Here is a 20,743-nt window from a genome sequence, read left to right on the forward strand (position 1 = left end):
ATTAATCACCTTTCATTTTTGATAATGCTTCGCTGTTTTCACCATCTAATATTTCTGCAATAAATTCAATTTTGGGGAGTGCTGCGTTTACTTTATTTTCTTCCAATTCTGTTATAAGAGATTTTATATAAACACTTAATTTTTTTTGATCATGGCGAAGTTCTCTTTCGATAATACTTGATAATAACTGGATTTGCGGCTGGGTATTTTCGATATCATTGATCTTTTTAAGTAAATCAATTAATTGCTCCTTCTTTTGTTCACTTACTTCTGAGTTTATTTTAACTCTTACAATAAACTCACTCAAGATGTCCAAATATTTTCCAGTTACACGAAAAAGATTTGTGTTTAATCCTAAATTACTCATAATAGTAAATTTTAATTGTGAACGGCTTTAAGAATGTCTAGATGTTCTTCATCATATTCACTTCCTAGCGTATTAATTCTTCGGTCAGTTATTTTAATAGTAATTGGAAAACGTGAACAGTCATCGGGTTTGGTATACGCCAAACAAGAAAGCATATAAATATCCTCAAGGACTTCCTCAATTGTCATTCCCTCTGTTTCGCACTTAATATATAATGGGTTTGAACTGCCACCATGTTGAAATTCTTTTCCGGTTGTACAAATAAATGCTTCTTTACTGTTCATTATTGTGTAAGTACCAACTTCTGGATTCTGAACAAGTCCATTGTCATTTGTTATTTTATAGATGTCAAAATCCTTTTGAACATCAAATAATCTAAAAGGCATAATTGAGTGTTTGGGTATTTCTACAAAGTTAACAGACGAGTTTGTAGGAAGTATTCCCTTATTTTTCAAAATTCTTATTGCCTCTAAAATACCTTCTTTCTCAGGCTTAAATAATCTTCCATCCCTGTGAATAACAATTTTCTCAATAGCTTGCTCAGATCGATTCGCTATATACGATATATTGCCGACAAGCATTTTTACAACTTGTCCATGAGATAAACGTTCTTTATTATCGGATTTGTCAAATCTTGTGAGAATGTTTTTAGAGAATTTATCTACAAAAGTAAATCCGGCTAACTTCTTTTTAACATCGATACCTATGGTAAGATCGCCATTTAGTGGTGAATTTAAGATATATGGCCACCGTTCATTATTTAATAGAACCTGATTGATAGCTACGCCATCAACGTAGCCAGTGTATTTTCCCCTACGTTCTTGCTTTACTACATATGTGGATTGACCGTTAATCGTTTTGTGTTCATAACAGTCTTTCAAAGTGTCACTATGCATTATACTTGAGGTAATGCCGTGTTCCTCATGACACTCAGAGACTACTAAAGCGGCAAGGTCATCATGCTGCCTTTTGACCCGTGCTATGCCAGTTGGCAGCATAATTACAGCGTAACCACCTTTTTTTGTCACATTCTCTGCAACTTTTTGAATTATCTCAAAACCTATTTCAACAACATTTCTTTTATTCCGGTCATCATAAGTTATTACTGTTGGAGACCAACCTTCCTCGGTTGGGTGCATTTTATTAACTTGTGTTATAAGATTATTCAAAAAATATTTATGATTTGCATACATATTATGAACCGTCTGTGGTATAATAAAGTACTGAGCTTGAAAAGTTGCATTAGTATAAAAACCTACATTTCCATCTAAAAGAAGACTTTTTCTTTTACGACCAAGTTGGTTAACAGAAACATTGATTGCATTTGATGTATTTCGAACTGAAACTGTTGTATTTTTGCCAAATAGGTAATCCGGTACTATAAATTTCTTTTTATCAACTACAAGGGGGAGCTCTGATACATCTATGGAAAGATTTCCAAACATCAACTTCTTTAAGAATCGATTTCGCACCGCCCTGATAAACCTTCTCCTGTAAAATGGTATTATGATAGATTTTTTATGGAGTTTGCTTACTATGGGGTCTTCGGTATCATAAACCTTATAACACAGACCTGCAATTATTCTGCGCTCTTCACCATCATTGTTTTTATATATGAGAACAGCAGCATCATCTGGTAGCGCAGCTACTTCAGGAGGCATACTCTTTCCAAATTTTTCTTGAGTGTCTTGAAGTAGTGAAATTTTTACTCCATCTGTTGGTCTTAAATATTTGTATTGTGATGCCGTCAGATCACTATATTGATCTGCCCTTATCTCATATTTCTTAGAACCATACTGATACACTAAATGTGAACCTCTCACATCTTGTTCTTTAAACTGCTTACGGGTCAGTCGCACATCTAAAGGTTGGGATGATACATACTTTTTAGTTACATCAATAGCTAATCCAAATCCCTTGGTAGGGAGTTCGACAACTCTAACGTAAAAGCCATTGTAGATTGCAACCTCTCTAAATGTTTCTATTGGATTTTCGTTATAAAAAGCATCACCTGAACCAGGTTGCCATAGAGAACGATTTTTATTAAGTTCGCTTTGTATATCAAATTGTAAAAATCTTAATATTATATTTTTAGTCGATTCATCATAGTTTAAAAAATCTATGCGAAATACCTGATTTAATTTTTTAAAACAGACCATAACATCCCTTTTAACAATATATTCTTCGGGCACACGCATTATAATCTCATTTTCATTCCTAATAACTAAAAATGGCTTGTTCTCCTTATTTATAGCAGTGACCGGATGCTTAAGTTTGTAAGATAAACTCTTAACTATAAACTGGATATTGCTATCATAATCTTCATCATTGTCATTCATTCCGCATATTTCATACAGAACATAGTCTGAAGTAAATAGATGAAGATTATTAATTGGAAAAATAACTGTCTCCTGTTTCATAATTGTTTGATTTACAAATTTTTTTAAAAGGACATTTTGGGCAATTTTCAAAATATTTGGTTGAAGGAAATTTATCAGGTGTTAATTGATCATATTTCTTATGACAACCGCACATATACATTTCGATAATGCTTGCATTTATACGGTCGCTGAATTCTTCAAGGGCGTATTCTGTAACCTCATAATCACGCTTAATTCGGTCTTTATGCAATAACTGATATTCTGTTAGCCTGTAGTCAAATATCCTATACTTCGAAATATCTGGCCAGTCTTCATGCGGTTTTATGTGAGCTACCTTATACAATGCTGCGGCATATGCAATTAGTTGCTCATCATATGAAACGTTCCCGTAGGTATGAACCTTCCAATCAAAAATATGTGGTGGGTCGTTTTCAAAAAATGCGATCAAATCGGGTATTGCTCTTACATTAAATCTGTCGAATGGATAAATTAATGTTCGCTGGCTAACTAGATATTTTGCTGACTTCAAATAATCTATAAAAGGATGATCGTCCAAAAGATTAGTTAGGGCTGTCAGAACATCTTCCCTCGCTTGCACAATGGTCGAATCATCAATCTGCTCTTCAAATTCGTAAGGAAGTAGTGCGGCAAATCCCTCATCATTAGATAAACCACTTTCAGTATTTCTGTACTTTTGAAAGATTGCATACTCAAGTTGCTTGTCAAAAACCTCCATCGCTTTATTTAAAAAGTAATCTTTCTTTATTGGAAACTTCTTGTTTAGAGCATTTACCAAGGAAGTACTAATAATACCATCAACTACAGATCCTCTCCAAGCCTCAATTGTTTGAAGTTTAGACAATATGGTAACTTCTCGCCTATAGGGGTCCTTCCTCACCTTAGCATTTGCTACAATATTACTATAGTACCACTGGTGCGGACAGCGCTTAAATTGCTTATCACTTGATATTGACCAAATCATTTTTTACGGCTTCTCATAAACTTTAAGTAATTCAGAAGTTCAACTTCTTCATCTTCAGTTATACTTCCAACTCTAAGTGCAATAGAACTTTTGTCCCGATTTATTTCAGCTACTTTTTTCTTTAAAGGTGGATAACCTACCTTTTCCATTAGTATATCGTATCCCACTCCATATATTTCTGAAAGTTTATGCAGTGTTAATGGGGACGGTTGTTTTATTTTTCCCGATTCAAGTTGACTCAAGTATGCATTTGAAACTTCTGTTTGTCTTTCTACTTCCCTTAATGTCAAGCCTTTGGATTCTCTAAGTGCTTTAAAATATCCTATATAATTCTCCATTTGTTATCTGTTGCTAAATTTCACAAGCAAATATAATTAACATTGCTAAGTATTGCAAGCATTTTTTTTAAAAAATTATTTAGCCTTGAAAAATGCTAAGATAACTTTGAGCTCACCAAAGGTTAATGTGGCTCCTAATTGAGCTTTTAAAGTAAAAATGTTATCCTTTCCGTTTTCATAAAAGCCTCTGACCAAACCAATTTTTTCATTGCTAACTAATTGTAAGATATCAATTTCACCTGTTTGAATATAAGGAGTAAGATGGTTAAATACAGCATCTGAATTAATCTTCAATTGCTCGCTTATTGAGTAAACATTATTTCCAACTTTAAAAAGAGAATAGCATCTCTCTTGAACACTGTCGTTACTTGGATTTTTAACGATAGTACTTGACTTTGTGGTATTTCTCTCTAGATTACTTATATTATCAGACGAATCAGAAAAATCATTTGTTATTACGATTTTATTCGTTAGATCATTCACTGCTTTAATCTTTGCAATTTTACCTATCAAGTAGGTTCGTATTTCTTGTAATTCTTTAACTGTTTTGCTATAGTGAAAATCATTTTTGTATTTTTTAATTGATACTTCCAACGGATTTATTAGTCCTGTTTGCATTTGATTAATAAAATACTCCGCGGCTTTAACAACTCTCTCGTGCAATTTTGGCTTATCCAATATTGTCAACTCAATCATCGCGCTTAATTCTTTACAAAACTTGCTGGAAACTTTTATTAACTGAACTAAAGCGTTAGAAACAGCAAAAGGAAAAATTAACTGTGGCAACTTACCACTATCAGCCAACGTTGGGGATATTGTAAAGGTCTCTAGCAATTTCATAATCAAATATTGATTCTGTTCTATTTCAAGATTAGATTTTGTAATACCAACTGTCATATTAGCTAGATACTTGACCAAATTCTGATCAACCAAAACCTGATCTGTCGTTATGGGAGACTTTAGGTGCAATCCATTAAAGCTTCGAATTCTGGAAAGTGCGACATAAGCTTGTCCGGGAACAAAGACTTTCTCAAGATCAATAATTGCCTCGTCAAATGTTAAGCCTTGGCTTTTATGTATCGTAATAGCGTATGCTAGCCTCAAAGGGAACTGTTCAAAAGTTCCAGAAATTGTTTGAGTAATGCCTTGACCAGTTGCAGAAACTAAAAATTTCTGATTAGTCCAGATTTCACGCTGAACAATAAAAGCTTCATCTTCGCCAAAATCAATTTCTATTTTATCAACCTCGATATTTAAAACTGTTCCGATCTTCCCATTGAAGTACTTTTTTGTTTTACCTCTTTCGTTTTTAAGCAGCATCACCCTAGCACCCACTTTAATTGACAAAATTAAGTCAGTTGGATAATTATCACGGTCAAATTCTCCGGTAATGATTGCGGTAAAGGAATACGCTTGCTTTGGCACCAAGGAAATTGATTCCCGATTGATCTCATCTGCTACAGCATTATGAGTTGTTAGAGTTATAGCCGTCTGGTAATTTGGATTTGTAATTATGCGCTTGTTTAAAGCTCCGAGGTATTTCTCAAGATTTGAATTATTCCTTATTGCATTCAAAATGTCGACAAACTCTTTATCAGTTTGGCGATATATCTTTTCAAGTGAAATGACAATGGGTGCCGCCTCTTCATAAGCTTTTGAATGCAAAAAATATAAGCTTTCGTACACAGTACTAAGCAAAGCTTGCTCCTGCGCAGTGGCAATTGGTGATAATTGCATTAAATCACCGATGAAGACTACTTGAATACCTCCAAAAGATTTGTCAGATCCTCTTATTTTTTTCAAAGTATGATCAATCGCATCTATGATATCGACTCTAACCATCGATATTTCATCAATTATAATAGTTTCGATTTCTAGTAAAAGTTTTTTCGAAGTAGAATTTACTTTTCGCTCGTCAAAGGTTTTGGTATTTAACGGAAGAAAAGGTAATAGAGGAAAGTTAAAAAGCGAATGAATGGTTACCCCACCGGCATTAATTGCAGCAACTCCTGTTGGAGCTACAATTAAAAATTTCTTGTAAGTTTTTTTTCGCAGGTGCTTAATGAAAGTACTTTTTCCAGTGCCAGCTTTTCCACTAATAAAAATACAGCGATTTGTACTATTGATTAGCTTTAACGCTAGTTTAAAATCTTCATTTTCACTTATAGTTTCCATACAATTTTTGATAGTGCCAAATCTACATAAAATGCAATTACAATCTTGTTAACCCTTGATGTTCTATAAGATGTTAATAGACCTTATCCTATTTACCTTGAAAGTTTTGAAGTGACATACATTGTTAAATATTTAATCACAAATTATAATTATGTCTCATTAAATTTAATAGTTTAGAACTTTTTAACTTTTCTATCCATACTGCCCACCAAGCACCTCATAGATTTATTTGGTGATGGCTTCATATTCCTCCCAGTCGAGTTCGTTTTTATGTGATATAGTGTTCAGTTGGTTTGTTTTGACGGACATTTTAGGACTTTGCATTTATGGGGTTACTTAACTTTCGTGGCTTATTTGTGTCAATCAAATTACTCAAAAAGCGTTCAAAGTAGTCAATATCTTCATTTGTTCCTGACAAAACCGTTGTACCATAATTGACATCAAACTTTAATTCCTTCAAATCTGATTTTCTGGCCTTGTCTGTAAAAAGAATATCTGCAGGTTGAAGAGCGGTCGAAATGCGCATTAAATCAATGTGATCACTTGACGTTTCTTTTCTTTTCTTAATACTCCATAAGCCTTCAATATGAGCTCTGATATTTAAAGTTGAAACAAAATTGTAGCGTTCCTTTTTTAACATTTTTATTAATTCGATAGCTTCTTTAGTAAGCAGCTTATTTTTCTTAAGAAGATATTCTATAATCAAATCGATATAATGTGGAACTTCTTGATCTTTAAACTGAACACCTCTAGTAATTATACCACCTTTAGCCACGAGTTCTTGCATTCTATCAATTAATTCATTAGCGTTGATCCACACCACAGCAGAAACCATGCGGTCGGCCACGGATTTTGCAATAGATTGTTGTTTGCTATTTGATCGCAGATGATTTATAAAAAGCGTGCCCTCAGAAATCATTCGCTGATATTTTGCATTATTCTGCTTGATGGTATTTAGCGAACCTTCAAATTTATCATTCGGAACCGAATGTTTAATAAATGTATTAAAAGTAATATTGTTGCCTCTAACAGAAGAAACAAGCAGTTGAGCTGATATTTCAGCATGATGCTTAAAATGATAGCCATTGGAAATTGTCCTAAAAAACTTATGTTGCCCCCTTGCACTTTCCTCAAATTTGGAGGCCGTTTCCACAATGTGCTCCAATGGCATCGGATAAATTGCCAAACCACTCTTAGCGGTGATTTCGACCATTTCCTTTATCCTTAACCATTCCTTCGAGTTGTCGAACATTCCACTCACCACAAATTGGTCGAGACATATGATAGGTTCCTTTTTTAAAAGTTTCGGCATTCTGTGAAATTACATATTCGAGTACCCTTTAAAATATCCAACCTATAATAAGCAAAGATATTTTTGATAAAATATACACGATAGTTATGTCGGCTGTCGGTTCCATATTGCATGTAACTCTTAAAGTTACAAAATGCTATATTAATTTAGCATCAATTTCACCTTATCAAAAACATGCGACAAATAATGTAATGATACACTTTGTATGATTACGATTTGGTTTTTCCAGAAAACGAGGTCTGGGGATACTGCTCATTTCCTTTGCATAAGTCAAAAGGCGATTCGTTAACTTTACGGCAAAGAGTTTTCTAAATTTATGGCCAACTTAAAGAATATAATCAATAAAAACCAACCCAATTTTGAAATCTGGGAACAGCAGTTAAACGATCACCTGCTGGCTCAATTCAATCCAGATGCAATTCAAGACAAGTTTGAGCATGAGCGTATCTTCTTCCAGACTAATGGTCTTCTTTCCGAAATCGCAGAAAACTTCTTTTCATTTGGACAATTCAAAGATGAATGGGATACTTCAAAATGCTCTATTTTTCCTTTTGGGCAGTACCTATTACTTCGCTCAAGAAAAATGGATATTGTATTTGACTGGGGTATGGATATGAAAAGTTTCTATCTTGAAACCAATCTTAAACATTCGGATAATATGCGGTTTATGACCGATGATTTTTGGGCGGCTCTTCTGGAACTGAAAACACTTGGCAAGTTCGAGCTATCAGGTGGTGGTGGACTGAATAGTGAACAGCGTTCATATTTTGAGAATAAAACAAGTGCTGTCTTCCAACTCATCAGGACGTTTATGCTCAACCAAACCGAACGCATGAACGATGGCAATTGCCAATGGGAATACCCAAGTTTGACACTAAAATGGGAGATGGATAATAATTGGGTTTCGTTGCTCGAAGACTCTTGTAAGGCATTTCGCTTGATGTATCAGCTCAGCTATCAACTTTGGAAAGTAGATGACCAAATGAGAAAAAAGCAATGAGCCAATTATGTTTTGCTTAATAAAATATCTCGTTTAGTCTGATACACTGATTGTAGTTTTTCTAGTTTACAAATGCCACTCAACAAATAGATTCACCAGGGTTTCAAAGGAATTGTTTCCTTCAAACCAATTGCCTTTAAGATAGTTTACGTTAAAGCGGGTTGAAACGCTCAATGATTTGAAATTGCCGGTGGCCTGAGTATAAATACCACCGCGTTTTCTTCCATCGTTTATAAATTGCGCCAAAGCGCCTGTGGTAAGCCGCAGCCTGTTTTTCAGCACAGGCGTGCCGTAAGCCAGGTTATGAAGCATGGCGTTATTCGCAACTATCGAAGACCGGTATAAAGAAAGGTTGTAAGTCATCTGCCGGGTGTTTTTATCGGTTAAGGCCAGGTTTCCGGTAAGCGTTTCAAGGGTATAAATATCTCCGGTGGAATGTTGGTTATTGCTTCGGTTAAAACTAACCGATGAGGATAAGTTTGATTTCTTTGCAGTAGCAGCGGTGGCTTTAAAAAAAGATAAAGCAGGTAATGTTTTATTATAAAAAACAGTGGCATGAAACAGGTAGAACTGTTGCGTGATAATCACCGGTTGTACGTTTACCGGGTTGAAAAGATTCTCTTCAAATGACGCAGATGAATTGAACGGCTTATAGATGATTAGCAGGTTCGGGCGTGTACGGAAATGAGTTTTTAGCATGGCTCCATAGCCGGTAAGAATGGTTGAATGTGTTTTATTGTTGATCAGGTTATCGCGGTTTTGCATGTACGAAAATTCTGTTTCTATCTGTCGCAGCCACCAGAACTGTTTCCATGCAGCCGAGTATTCCAGGTAATCGTTTCTGAGAAACGGAATGCCTAATGTAAAATACCCACTGCCAATTAGCTTTCCGCTGAGTGAAAAAGCTGTGTTTTTAGCAGCTGTAATGTTGATGGCGGAGTTAAATGCTGTATTATCAAAATCCTTATTCCAGGCATCAATGAGGTTGTATTTTTCGTTTTGCAAATAATTGCCCGCGTTGCTTTGATAAAATGATTTTGCACCTTCCAAGGTAAAGCGCATCCAATCAAAAATACTTGTTTCCAGTGTGATGGAGGCTATGTCATTTTGGGCAGCCTGCGGGTTAATTAATTGGGGTTGGTTAATGAAACGAAAGAAGGAAAGGTAAACAACACTATTGCTCCTTCGCTCTATCCAGCCTAATTTGCCGGCATAGGTTTTGTTTACAAAGCGCGGAATATAGGTTTCGCGGTTGGTTAAAGGAGGTTCAAAAGTTAAGCGGTTACCAACAGTAGCAGAAACAAGCCAACGTGAAAACCGGAGGTCGGCATGAATGCCCTGTAACGGAATCTGCGATAAGGTGACTTCTGAATAATGGGGTGTGCATAAGCCTACATTTAAAGAACGGATTGCAAGCAATGTTTTAAGCAGATTTTTATCAGGGCGTTTGTTTAAGAATCGTTTCAGTGTATCACCGGGAAAATCGCTTGCATAACGTGTAGCAAGGTAAACCGAGTCTTTGTATCTGGCGTACTCCAACGCTTCTTTTTTATGGCGAAGCTGTTCAAACTTTAAATCGTTTTGCTCTATATGCTTTTTCCTCCTCTTCCATTTTAGTTTGTGTTTAACAGATGTGGAATCAGGGAGGTTACTATCATAATCCAAGCCCGGTTGAGTTGTTTTAAATTTGCTCAACGAACGGTTTACTTCATCCAATTCCAACTTATTCAACTCCAAACCCTGTTCAATATCCATGCGGTCTTTAATTGCATTATTCGCAAAACTGTGTTGAAATTTACCGGCATCAAATCCAAACTGAAAAAAATTTACCGGATAATTATTATTACTTTCGGTGGTTAGCATGGTGTTAAAAGTGAGGGGAATTCCCATAACGGTAAGTGTAGGTTTAAAATACAGCCGTGTATATTGTGGGGCCGACAATTGATTGGCGTAACGAACATTGGTATAGTTGTATTCTATTGCAATATCAGCACTCACCCGAACCTTTCCGTATAATTTATTTGATGCGGTTTCGGGAGATGATAAAGTTTCCGACAAGGAATCAGGCAATTCATCCCAATATTTATAAGTAGTGTTTCCAATAAATCCTGTGCCCCGGTAAACTTCAATTTTATATTGATATGCTATCAGGCTGTCTCCGGTAAACTGTGCTTTTATAAGGGTATCACCGGCAGTGTAACAATTGGTTTTAACCATACGTTTACCAAAGCGCGGAACCTGTGCCCGGCAACAGTAAATTTGTAAATGATCAAGTGCCGGTACTGTTTCTATTTTCAGACTATCTATTCCTGCCTGTTTTATTAATAGGCGAAAGGGCGGAATGCTGACTTTGCGATTGTTTTTTAGCGTAGCTTCTTTAGTAATGATCTGCATAACAAAGGTATAATTACCCGGTTGCAGGTAAGAGGTATCAATATGAGGCAGCCTTGCGAAAAAGAGTTGTTTCAGGCTGTCAGGCATAAACCGGCTAAGGCCGGTGGGAATAACAAAGTCATTCATGGAATCACTGATTACTATGCCAGTTGAATTACTGAGTGTAAATGTCAAATCTGCTTTAATACCATTACCTGTTTTGTTTGAAACAAGGCCGGCAAACAGATCAGTGAACCTTGGATAAAGCGGTATAGAAGAGGAAGAATAAAATTGCAGTTTTTGTGCAAACACTTGTTTGGAAAAAAGCATCAACAGGCATGCGGATATTCGCAAAAAAATAACAGTGCTTTTGTGTGATTTAGTGGGCAACAAGGGCCGTAAAGGTAAAAGTTTTCAAGAAAATGTTTGTAAATATCAACTTTAAAATTAAAGTTTGATAAACCCTATGTTAAAAATTCTACCTGTAAAACTGTTGGCGGTATGCCTGCTTTTTACCTTGCCATTAAAACTACTGGCACAGAATATTCAGATTAATCTGAGCCCCTCATTAAGCAATACATTTGGCAGTGCAGATATATGGAATGCTTCCATCATTAACCCGATGCAATCACCATTATCGGTAAAGCTGAAAGCTACCGTAAATGCCGGCAGCGGAGCTGCTCTGTTTGAAGCGGTTTCGGCTCCGCTCACGCTTAATGAACCTGTGGTGACATTAAACCATCAGAATGTACAAACGCAATCCATCAATTACTTTAACCCCAAAGTTCGCGAAAGCGATGAAAAAAGCAGAAGCTTTCCGACCGGTGAATACATGTACTGTTTATTTATTATTGATGCATTAACGGGAGAGGTGAAGGCTCAGGAATGTATGCCGGTGAGCATTAAGGTGCTTACACCCCCTATACTTATATACCCGGGCAATAAAGAAAGCGTACAAGAAAAAAATCCGTTACTTACCTGGTTATTTCCGGGGCCAATCAGCAATCCTGATGAAGTTAAATATACGCTTACGCTCGTTGAACTTTATCCGGATCAAAGCGCATTTGATGGAATGCTTCGTAACAGGCCATTGATTTATGAGAAGGGAATCAGCCAAACATCGCTTCAATATCCGTTTAATGCACCTGAACTGAAATTCGGAAAAAATTACGCATGGCAGGTGGAAGCTGTTTCGGTAAACGGTGCTTCATACGGGTTGACAGAAATATGGGAATTTAACCTGCAACCTGATTCATTGAAAGAAGCAGACGTGTTTCCCGATCAGTCGTATGTTGATATAAAAAATTCTGCGGCTTACCAGGTTTATTATGCCAAAGGCACGCTTAAAATTAAACATACTCAGCGTAAATATCCGCAAACGCTGCGTTATGCCATCTATACCGAAGACGGAGCCCCTGTTTATACCAAAGGTATTTTACAGGCACTTGCCAAAGATAACTGGTTTGAAATTGACCTTGAAAAGGAGCAGCATTTAAAGCACAAACAGAAGTACCGTTTTGAGCTGGGTAGCGGTGAAGAACTGTATAAAGTATATTTTTATTACATAAACCCGCTTCGTTTAAAATGAAAAGGTTAAATATCATCATGTGGCTGGCGAATGGAGTCATTTTGCTCAGTCTCTTCGCTTATCTTCTTATAAAAAGTGATGGCTATGCATACATAGAAACCAATAAAGTGTATGAAGGCTTTCGCATGAAAAAAGGATTGCAGCAACAACTTGAATCAGGCGTTCAGAAAGAAAGCGAACGGCTTGACAGTTTAAGGATGGAATTGAAAATGGCCATGCTCCGTTATGAAAACGGGAAGGATGACCAATTGAAAAAGGCTATTGAACTGAAACAACAGGAGCTTGTATTGCGGGAACGGGAGGCGAAAATGCAGTATGAAGAACTGGCCGATAAATATGATTCGCAGATCTGGGCACAGATCAATCAGTATGTGCAGGAATATGGCAAAACACATGGGATAAAAATCATATTGGGAGCAAATGGCAACGGGGCTGTAATGTATGGAACAGATGATAAAAACATTACGGAAGAAATCATCACTTACATCAACAAAAAACACGAAGGGTTATGAACCGCATGTGCTGCATACTATTCTTTATTACCGTGCTGTTTGCATGCAATAAAACCATGAAGCCTGCGGATTATGTGAGATGGGTTGAAGATGAAGGAAACGGATTACGGGTAACACGCAACATGGGCGAGTATGCTTTTACATTGCAGTACAAACCCGTTGATTACATGATAGCGCAGGAAGCACGCAGCAATGAAATAGCACCTGAATACCTTGCCAAACGAAGGCAGCAACTGGGCAATGACCTTCATTTTAATTTTATCATACGGAGCAATGGCAGCAATACAGCCTTGAAAGAAGGAACAGATGAAGCCGGTTATTTTATGCGTACAGGCCATTTCTTCAATGAGGGGATGGATGATTTTAAATTGTACAGTTCATCGGATACGTTTGACTGCAATTTTTGCCACCTCGAACAAACATACGGACTGGCCAGTGAAAGTGTGATTGTGCTTGCATTTGAACCACGCAGCGGACAGGTTAAACAACCTTTGAATGAAAGCCTGACAATGGTATATGATGACCAGGTGTTTGGTGTAGGGCAGTTGAAGGTGAAAGTGGATGGGGGTAAGATGGGGAATGTAGTAATGGGAGAATAAGAGAATGCGATAATTTGTAAATGCGATGATGTGGTAATGGGAAGAATGGGGAAATGAGAGAATAGGAAAATGGATTAATTAGGGAGTGAATTCCATTAGATTGGAAAAGTGGTGACAAGGGGATACGAAACTGAATTTAAAGATTGAAAAATATAAAGACGGATTGTTGAAGTTGGGCGATAAGCATAAGTAAACCTAAGTATTGAACCTATGGCACGTAAGTACCTTAAACCTGTAGCGCTGTTTATGGCGTTAAACCTTCTTGGTGAAATCTGTTTTCCCACCATGTGTTATGCCTTAACAGGCGGGCCATCTCAGCCTGAGATGGAGAGTTTTGAACCTGTGGGAACAACCGATATGGTTGACCTTTTTTCGGGGGATTTTAATTACAATATTCCTTTGCTGGATGTGGGCGGCTATCCCATAAACATTGCGTACCATTCGGGTATCGGCATGGACCAGGAAGCAAGCTGGACCGGCTTGGGCTGGAACATCAATGCAGGCGTCATTAACCGCACCATGCGCGGGCTTCCTGATGATTTTAAGGGAGATAAAATTACCTATGAATCCAATATCAAAGAAGATATAACCTGGGGCTTAACGGCAGGAGCGGAATTTGAGATACTGGGTCTAACCGATAAACAAACCGAAGCAACAAAAGGAAGAATTAATGAAAGGGTTGCCGATGATTTGAAGAAAAATCCTAACTCTAAAATAGATTCAAGTGCACAAATTGGCGAAGGATATTCAACTGTGGGGATTAATATGGGCATCAGTCATAATAATTACCGCGGGCTTGGGGTGTTTTTCGGCCCAAGTTTCCGAATTCCGAATACAACCATTAAAGTGGGAGCTACCGCGAGTTCACAGGGCGGATTTAATTATGATCTCAGTTTTACAAAAAAGCTATGGAAGGAAAAAACGGGTGGAGCCAATATAGGCATGGGATCGCGCTCGGGATTAAGAATGGCAATAAACGGCCCATCTTTCGGTAAAACTTGGGGGGATAAAGATGAAGGATTCAGCACATCTTTTTCCACTGGTACAGGCGCATCCATTCCATTATCACCGATAGCTGACCTTCCCACTCTCAATAACTCATTCAAAACCACGCTTCAGAATTACAACCTCACCATTGGTACCTCCTTTTGGGGAGCCCACCAGAATTTCAGGCTGGGCGGTACTTTCTCTACAACCACTTTGCAGGATAAGCATATAGAAAGAAGTGGATACGGGTACATGTATGCAGAAGGCATAGCGAATGATGAAAACGGGGTTCAGGATTTCAGCAGGGAGCGTGACGGAACTTTCGGGCCTGACACCAAAAACCTGCCTCTGGTATCATCAAGCTTCGACTTTTTGTCTGTAAGCGGTCAGGGCACAGGAGGCATGTTCAGGGCGCATCGCAGGAATCAGGGCATATATTACGACCCAACCTATACCAATGCTACATCCAACTGGGGAACGGCAGGTGTTGAGTTGGGCTTTGTTCCTGCATCTTTTCATCTTGGGTTGAATTATACCCCTTCAGGTGGAACAACAACCAGCGGTGTGTGGAATAAGGATAAGGGCAATAAGTTGTCAGACTTCCATTTTCGTAATAACACAGATAATCCCCTTATTGAGAATTATTATTTTCAGGCAGGTGGAGAGAAAGTAGCATCAGATATAGGTTATTACAATGGCTTAATGGGTGAAACGGCAGCGAGGCTGCAAATGAACGGACAAGGTCTGTCGTATTATGCCGATATAAAAGCGTCACTTGAAAGTGATCATACTGGTGGAGGGGCAATTACAGAGTATGATCCGGTTGAAGAACGGCAACCCCGTGCGCAACTCATCAGTATTTTAACGGCAAAGGAAGCTGCTGATGGCCTGGGTATGATGCCAACCCTCAGATCGTATGTTCCGGGTGTATTCAGCCAGAATCCGGGCGCATACAGCGAAATCAACCGGCCGGTGAGCGATAAAGGCCACCACATGGGAGAAATTACCCAGACCAATCCCGATGGAAGTCGCTACGTGTATGCCATACCTGCATATAATAACGAGCAGCAAGAGGTCACCTTTAATGCCAAGGGCTATAACATTGATTTTTACCGCGGCCTTATAGATTACACAGCGGATGCTGATAACAGCATGGGCAATGATAAAGGGCATGACCGTTTTTATTCGCGTGAAATTAAGCCGGGGTATGCTCACTCCTACCTGCTTACAGCCGTATTAAGCCCCAATTATGTGGATGCGGATTTAAATGGCAAACCTTCGGAAGGAGATATTGGCGATTATGTATTGTTTAATTACACCCGGCATGACGCGGAATACCGATGGCGTGTTCCGGCTGAAGAAAACAAAGCGCAATACCAGCAGGGCTTATATTCCGATATATGGGACGACAAGGGCAGTTATGTATACGGAACCAAAGAGATCTGGTTCCTGCACAGCATCGAATCGCGCACACACGTGGCCGAGTTTAAGACCAGCCCAAGGAAAGATGCATTGGGAGTGAATGGCCCCAACGGAGGGAAAAACAATGATGAAACCACCATGAAGCTGGATACCATTGTGCTATACTCATTACCCGATAAGCAACTGAACGGAGCCAATGCAACACCTGTAAAAAAGGTGGTGTTTGAATATGATTACAGCCTCTGCAGCAATGTGCCCAATAATGTGAATTACATGAATGATAATGCTGCTGCAGGTACAAAAGGCAAGCTTACATTAAAGAAACTGTACTTTTTATACGGTCATTCGGGCAAGGGAGCCATGAGCCCGTATACCTTTAATTATGGGTATAACCCGGATTACAACATGGCCGAATACGACCGCTGGGGCAATTACAAGCCCAACCGCGAGAGCTTACCGAACCGCGATTTCCCTTATGTGGATCAGAGCATGCCAAAAGACAGTGCCGATTTATATGCCAGCGCATGGAACATGAATGAGGTGCGCCTGCCTTCGGGTGGTAGTATACAAGTGCATTACGAAAGCGATGATTACGCATTTGTTCAGGACAGGCAGGCCATGCAGATGGTTAAAATTATTGGTGCCTGCGATTCGAAAGAAAGCATTAAAAAATTCACGAAAGATGCAGCTGGGTATGAGCGACTGTACAGCGAAAAAGGAGACAAAATCTATAGTTACCTGGTATTTGAGCCACCTGCCGGGGTAAGCACACAGGAGCAACTTGAAGCATGCTTTAAAGACGTTAAACAGCTTTATTTTAAATTCCTGGTGAAAGTAAAAGACAATAAAGAGGAATACATTAGCGGCTGGTGTCCGATAGTTACAGGAAAATATGATAAGCTGAAAGGCGTAATTTTCAACAAGCCAGAAGTGGGTTTTAAGGGAAACGACCCCAATCCGGAGCTGGCTTATGTTAAAATCAACAGCATTCCGCAGGGTGACCTGCTTTGGAATAAATCTGATCCGGTGAACCCCATCAGTAAAGCTGCATGGCAATTTGCCACAGCTTACATGAATAAAGTATTGCATCCCGGTTCGGAGCCATCAAGCAGTGGAGTAGGCGCATTCCAGGGATTACTGGATAGCTGGTCGGAGGGTCTGGATATGTTCAGGGGGCAGTACCAATCACTGAAAGCAAATGGTATTGCCGATCGTTTTGTTAAAGGCAAATCATGGGTGCGCATCGGGTGCGGAAGCATGTTTAAATATGGAGGCGGCTGCCGGGTAAAGGAACTTACATTCAGTGATTCGTGGGCAAACATGGATCAGGCGGACAAAACCGGAAATTACAACCAGGTATATGATTATACATTGAATGATGAGGTTTATGGTACCATCAGCAGCGGTGTAGCTGCCTATGAACCCATGATAGGCGGTGAAGAGAACCCTTTAAGGCAGTTGGTGGAAACATACGAGAAGGAAACCAATGCCACCATGCCGGCAATGGAACTTTATGTGGAGGAGCCTTTCGGAGAAAGCTTTTACCCGGGAGCAAGTGTAGGTTATAGCAAAGTTACAGTAAGAAATAAGCCCAAAACAGGTGTAAACCGCACCGGGACAGGATATAGTGAAAACCGCTTTTTTACCGCAAGGGATTACCCGGTGAAGGTAACAAGAACCGGTTTGAAAACCGCTTCGGTAGGAACTGGCAGGGCAGGCCAGTTTCTTTCGTCACTGCTTAAGGTGGTGACTAAAGATTATTATGCAGCCAGCCAGGGGTACAGTGTGGTGGTGAACGACATGCACGGCAAACCGAAATCAACCGGTGTATATAGCGAGCTCACAGATGCAAATGGGAAAGGCCTGGTTATTTCGGAAGTGAGCTATACCTATCAGAAAGACAATATGGTGAAAGTATTAAACCGCGATGGCAGCATCAGCGATGCCATGATTGGGAAGGAGATTGATATGGCCATTGATTTGCGGCAAAACGAGCAGGTGGACTGGAACGGGGGCCTGGAGGTGAATGCAAAGTTTGATCTTGCAGGTGTTATACCTGTAGCATGGGCCATTCCGTGGCCAAAGTTCAGCTATGCAATGAGCAGGCGGCAGTCGGCCAGCGTTACCAAGGTGATCCAGAAATACGGCATATTGGAAAGTACAACTGTAAAGGATGAGGGGTCAATCATCACCACGCGCAATTTGTTGTACGATGGCCTAAGCGGCAATGTATTGCTTACCCAAACCAGCAATATGTTTGAAGACCCGATTTATAACTTTAACTACCCTGCTCATTTTGCTTATGAGGGTATGGGAGCGGCTTATGAAAACACAGGGATCACTCAATTGATTACTATGCCAAATTCAACTACTGATGGAATTACGTCCAGTGTACATACACCGGGGGTGTTTCACAAAGGAGACCAGTTGATGATCACTGATGTGTTTAATGCTACTTATCCAGGTTGGGTTCTGGATGTGATTCCTGTAAGTGGCGGAGAGAAGCCTCAGATTCTTAATCCTGGTGGAGAGTTCCATTTTGGAGCTGTTTCGGAAACACCTTATAGAGTAAAAATCATTTCAAGTGGGTATAAGAATATGCTGAGCTCTTCGGTAGGCAATCTGGTTATGTCGGGTTCACCAATTTCAGGGAACACTCTGTCAATTGATAATGATGAGGTGATTGAGGCCGGGGCGCAAACATATTCAGAGCAATGGCCAATGCATGACCTTTCTAAAGAGTTAGACACTACGTACCAGTATTGTAGATATGAAATAGTAAACAGATATAATCCTTTTGTTACTGGGAATAAAGGACTTTGGCTTCCTCACCGTACGAAAGTGTTTGTTGAGAATAGAAAATATTCATATCTGGCCGACACTACATTCATTCGAAAAGACGGGTCATATGCTTCTTTTGTACCATATTGGAATTTTGAGGAGAGCGATTATCTTTCTGAAAGCAACGATAAACGCTGGGTGAGTGCCAATACCATAACTCGAATAAACAGAAGGGTAAATCCTGTTGAAGCAATGGATGCCCTCGGAAACTACTCGGCTGAATTATACGGTTACTCACAAAACCTTGTAACAGCAAATGCATCCTATGCTAAAATAAAGGATATAGCGTCCGATAATTTTGAAGATTACTTATCTTTCGAAGGATGCTTAAATTTTAATGATCTCCACTGGAGTTTTCGCGCAGGGCGCAATGATACCAATATAATGACAGGTACGTTGTCACTAATTTCACCATCGCTTACATCAACTCAATCCCACAGTGGTACAAAAAGTCTGCTTATAGGACCACAAACCACTGGGACGGTGACTAGCCTGATCGATTCAATGTTGATTATGCCGGTAGGGAATAGCATTTCAAACGGATATGATGATGTTCTTATCAGCAATGCCCGTCTACCTTTTATGCCCGGGAAATCAAAAACATATGTAATATCATCCTGGGTAATGGGAAGAGATAGTAATAGGTACGAGGTCAACACATATGACAGTTGTTACATTAGGGTTAAAATGTATAAAAATAGCAGTGTTACGCAAAATAATGTATTCAAAGCATCGGGGCCAATTATAGAAGGCTGGCAGCGCATTGAAGCAACCATCACCATTCCATCCGATGCAGAATACATGAATGTAAGTATAGAAAACACGGGGAGTTACAATGCTTACTTGGATGATATCCGTATCCATCCTTTTGAGTCCAACATGAAAACCTATGTATATCACCCGGTGCTGCTTAAGGTAATGGCCATACTGGATGAGAACAACTTCGCCACTTTTTATGAGTACGATAAAGAAGGCAAGCTCATTCGCATTAAAAAAGAAACTGTGAAAGGGATCATGACCATACAGGAATCGCGTAATGGCATTCAAAAACCACTTAATCCTTAAGGTTATGAAAAAAAATGCTTCGACCCGATGGCTATCGGGTCCTCTCAGCAAGATAGTAAAAGATTGCTTCACTCCCCTGCTCTTCATTCGTAATAACATCCGCAAAATATTATTCTTTCTGCTTATGTTATCTGGCGGACAGTTATGGGCGCAGCAACCCCGCGAGGAACTTAAAAAAATAAGCACCCAATACCTTTCTTATTCAAGCTTTGAAACCCGATATAATTACCTGTTGTATTCGCATGACAACCTGGATAAAAAGATAGAAAGCCAGACCGGAGCCTACTACAAGAGCGGTACAAAAACCTGCATGAGGGGATTGCAAACAGAAACCATCAGCAATGATGAATATACCGTTACTGCAAATCATGAGCAGAAAATGATACTGGCTTATAAAACCAGCAAAGCACAAACAGAAAAGGCGGAGATGAGCCAGGCTGATATGCTGGCTGCATTGCTGGAAAAAGAAGGGCGCATGAGCTATAAAAAAACGGATGGATCTACTGCTGAAATCAGCATTCAGTATGCAGCCGGAGATTACAGCATGGTGAAGGTGGTGTATGATACCAAAAACTATATGGTAAAAGCACTTCATATGCAATACCGGGATGCATCAGGGCTGGATTGGAAATATACCGGCAAACCGTATGTGGTGATCAGTTATCACCATGTAAAAGCCAATCAGAAAATCAACGATGAAATTTTTAATATCAAACGCATTGCAAGCATAACCAACAATAAAGTGAAACCCGCTTCCTACCTGAAAGGCTACGAAGTATTTACTACCCTGTAATCATAAAG

13 protein-coding genes are annotated in these 20,743 nt (G+C 39.1%); 6 read left to right on the forward strand and 7 right to left on the reverse strand.

The genetic code is table 11. The annotated features are described in order from the left end of the window. Position 1 precedes the first annotated feature (1 nt). The 6 genes from BM207_RS15460 to BM207_RS15485 all read right to left on the reverse strand — a co-directional run bounded on the left by BM207_RS15460 (position 2) and on the right by BM207_RS15485 (position 7,555). Entirely contained in the window at positions 2–367 is a 366-nt protein-coding gene (locus BM207_RS15460; RefSeq protein ID WP_090996330.1) for a hypothetical protein, read from the reverse strand. A gap of 11 nt (positions 368–378) precedes the next feature. Beyond that, on the reverse strand, positions 379–2,787 hold the full coding sequence (locus BM207_RS15465) for an argonaute/piwi family protein (protein WP_090996333.1): 2,409 nt from the start codon (positions 2,785–2,787) through the stop codon (positions 379–381). Continuing rightward, positions 2,756–3,730, reverse strand: coding sequence for a PD-(D/E)XK nuclease family protein (locus tag BM207_RS15470; protein WP_090996336.1), 975 nt, complete (start codon positions 3,728–3,730; stop codon positions 2,756–2,758). Before BM207_RS15470 ends, BM207_RS15465 begins: the two co-directional genes overlap by 32 nt. After that, a complete protein-coding gene (locus BM207_RS15475) occupies positions 3,727–4,068 on the reverse strand; it encodes a helix-turn-helix domain-containing protein (RefSeq protein ID WP_090996339.1) in 342 nt (113 codons plus the stop codon). Before BM207_RS15475 ends, BM207_RS15470 begins: the two co-directional genes overlap by 4 nt. A gap of 75 nt (positions 4,069–4,143) precedes the next feature. Then, positions 4,144–6,243, reverse strand: coding sequence for an AAA family ATPase (locus BM207_RS19410; RefSeq protein WP_090996342.1), 2,100 nt, complete (start codon positions 6,241–6,243; stop codon positions 4,144–4,146). A gap of 310 nt (positions 6,244–6,553) precedes the next feature. After that, positions 6,554–7,555 carry a hypothetical protein gene (locus tag BM207_RS15485; protein ID WP_143095973.1) on the reverse strand — a complete coding sequence of 334 codons (1,002 nt, stop codon included), beginning with the start codon at positions 7,553–7,555 and terminating at the stop codon, positions 6,554–6,556. A gap of 316 nt (positions 7,556–7,871) precedes the next feature. Here BM207_RS15485 and BM207_RS15490 point away from each other — a divergent pair, with 316 nt between their 5' ends. Continuing rightward, entirely contained in the window at positions 7,872–8,555 is a 684-nt protein-coding gene (locus tag BM207_RS15490) for a hypothetical protein (protein ID WP_090996348.1), read from the forward strand. 66 nt (positions 8,556–8,621) lie between these two features. Here BM207_RS15490 and BM207_RS15495 read toward each other — a convergent pair whose 3' ends face one another. Then, the gene (locus BM207_RS15495) at positions 8,622–11,240 is read right to left on the reverse strand and encodes a hypothetical protein (RefSeq protein ID WP_143095974.1); all 2,619 of its coding nucleotides are present in this window, start codon (positions 11,238–11,240) and stop codon (positions 8,622–8,624) included. Positions 11,241–11,394: 154 nt separating this feature from the next. Here BM207_RS15495 and BM207_RS15500 point away from each other — a divergent pair, with 154 nt between their 5' ends. From BM207_RS15500 to BM207_RS15520, 5 genes are all read left to right on the forward strand, one after another. Next, on the forward strand, positions 11,395–12,516 hold the full coding sequence (locus BM207_RS15500) for a hypothetical protein (protein ID WP_090996356.1): 1,122 nt from the start codon (positions 11,395–11,397) through the stop codon (positions 12,514–12,516). Continuing rightward, on the forward strand, positions 12,513–13,028 hold the full coding sequence (locus BM207_RS15505; protein ID WP_090996359.1) for an OmpH/Skp family outer membrane protein: 516 nt from the start codon (positions 12,513–12,515) through the stop codon (positions 13,026–13,028). The genes BM207_RS15500 and BM207_RS15505 overlap by 4 nt, the downstream gene beginning before the upstream one ends. A gap of 56 nt (positions 13,029–13,084) precedes the next feature. Then, positions 13,085–13,627 (forward strand): hypothetical protein, encoded by a 543-nt coding sequence (locus BM207_RS15510; protein WP_090996362.1) that lies wholly within the window; start codon positions 13,085–13,087, stop codon positions 13,625–13,627. 210 nt (positions 13,628–13,837) lie between these two features. Continuing rightward, positions 13,838–19,942 carry a carbohydrate binding domain-containing protein gene (locus BM207_RS15515; RefSeq protein WP_090996365.1) on the forward strand — a complete coding sequence of 2,035 codons (6,105 nt, stop codon included), beginning with the start codon at positions 13,838–13,840 and terminating at the stop codon, positions 19,940–19,942. A gap of 4 nt (positions 19,943–19,946) precedes the next feature. Next, positions 19,947–20,735 (forward strand): LolA3 family protein, encoded by a 789-nt coding sequence (locus BM207_RS15520; RefSeq protein ID WP_143095975.1) that lies wholly within the window; start codon positions 19,947–19,949, stop codon positions 20,733–20,735. Positions 20,736–20,743 lie beyond the last annotated feature (8 nt).

Origin of the sequence: Pedobacter insulae (assembly GCF_900113525.1) — a bacterium.
GTDB lineage: Bacteria > Bacteroidota > Bacteroidia > Sphingobacteriales > Sphingobacteriaceae > Pedobacter > Pedobacter insulae.

Excerpts from the sequence above, each read along its gene's own strand:
- BM207_RS15460 (WP_090996330.1), bottom strand. The coding sequence starts at position 367 with ATGAGTAATTTAGGATTAAACACAAATCTTTTTCGTGTAACTGGAAAA.
- BM207_RS15465 (WP_090996333.1), bottom strand. The coding sequence starts at position 2,787 with ATGAAACAGGAGACAGTTATTTTTCCAATTAATAATCTTCATCTATTT.
- BM207_RS15470 (WP_090996336.1), bottom strand. The coding sequence starts at position 3,730 with ATGATTTGGTCAATATCAAGTGATAAGCAATTTAAGCGCTGTCCGCAC.
- BM207_RS15475 (WP_090996339.1), bottom strand. The coding sequence starts at position 4,068 with ATGGAGAATTATATAGGATATTTTAAAGCACTTAGAGAATCCAAAGGC.
- BM207_RS19410 (WP_090996342.1), bottom strand. The coding sequence starts at position 6,243 with ATGGAAACTATAAGTGAAAATGAAGATTTTAAACTAGCGTTAAAGCTA.
- BM207_RS15485 (WP_143095973.1), bottom strand. The coding sequence starts at position 7,555 with ATGCCGAAACTTTTAAAAAAGGAACCTATCATATGTCTCGACCAATTT.
- BM207_RS15490 (WP_090996348.1), top strand. The coding sequence starts at position 7,872 with ATGGCCAACTTAAAGAATATAATCAATAAAAACCAACCCAATTTTGAA.
- BM207_RS15500 (WP_090996356.1), top strand. The coding sequence starts at position 11,395 with ATGTTAAAAATTCTACCTGTAAAACTGTTGGCGGTATGCCTGCTTTTT.
- BM207_RS15505 (WP_090996359.1), top strand. The coding sequence starts at position 12,513 with ATGAAAAGGTTAAATATCATCATGTGGCTGGCGAATGGAGTCATTTTG.
- BM207_RS15510 (WP_090996362.1), top strand. The coding sequence starts at position 13,085 with ATGAAGCCTGCGGATTATGTGAGATGGGTTGAAGATGAAGGAAACGGA.
- BM207_RS15515 (WP_090996365.1), top strand. The coding sequence starts at position 13,838 with ATGGCACGTAAGTACCTTAAACCTGTAGCGCTGTTTATGGCGTTAAAC.
- BM207_RS15520 (WP_143095975.1), top strand. The coding sequence starts at position 19,947 with ATGAAAAAAAATGCTTCGACCCGATGGCTATCGGGTCCTCTCAGCAAG.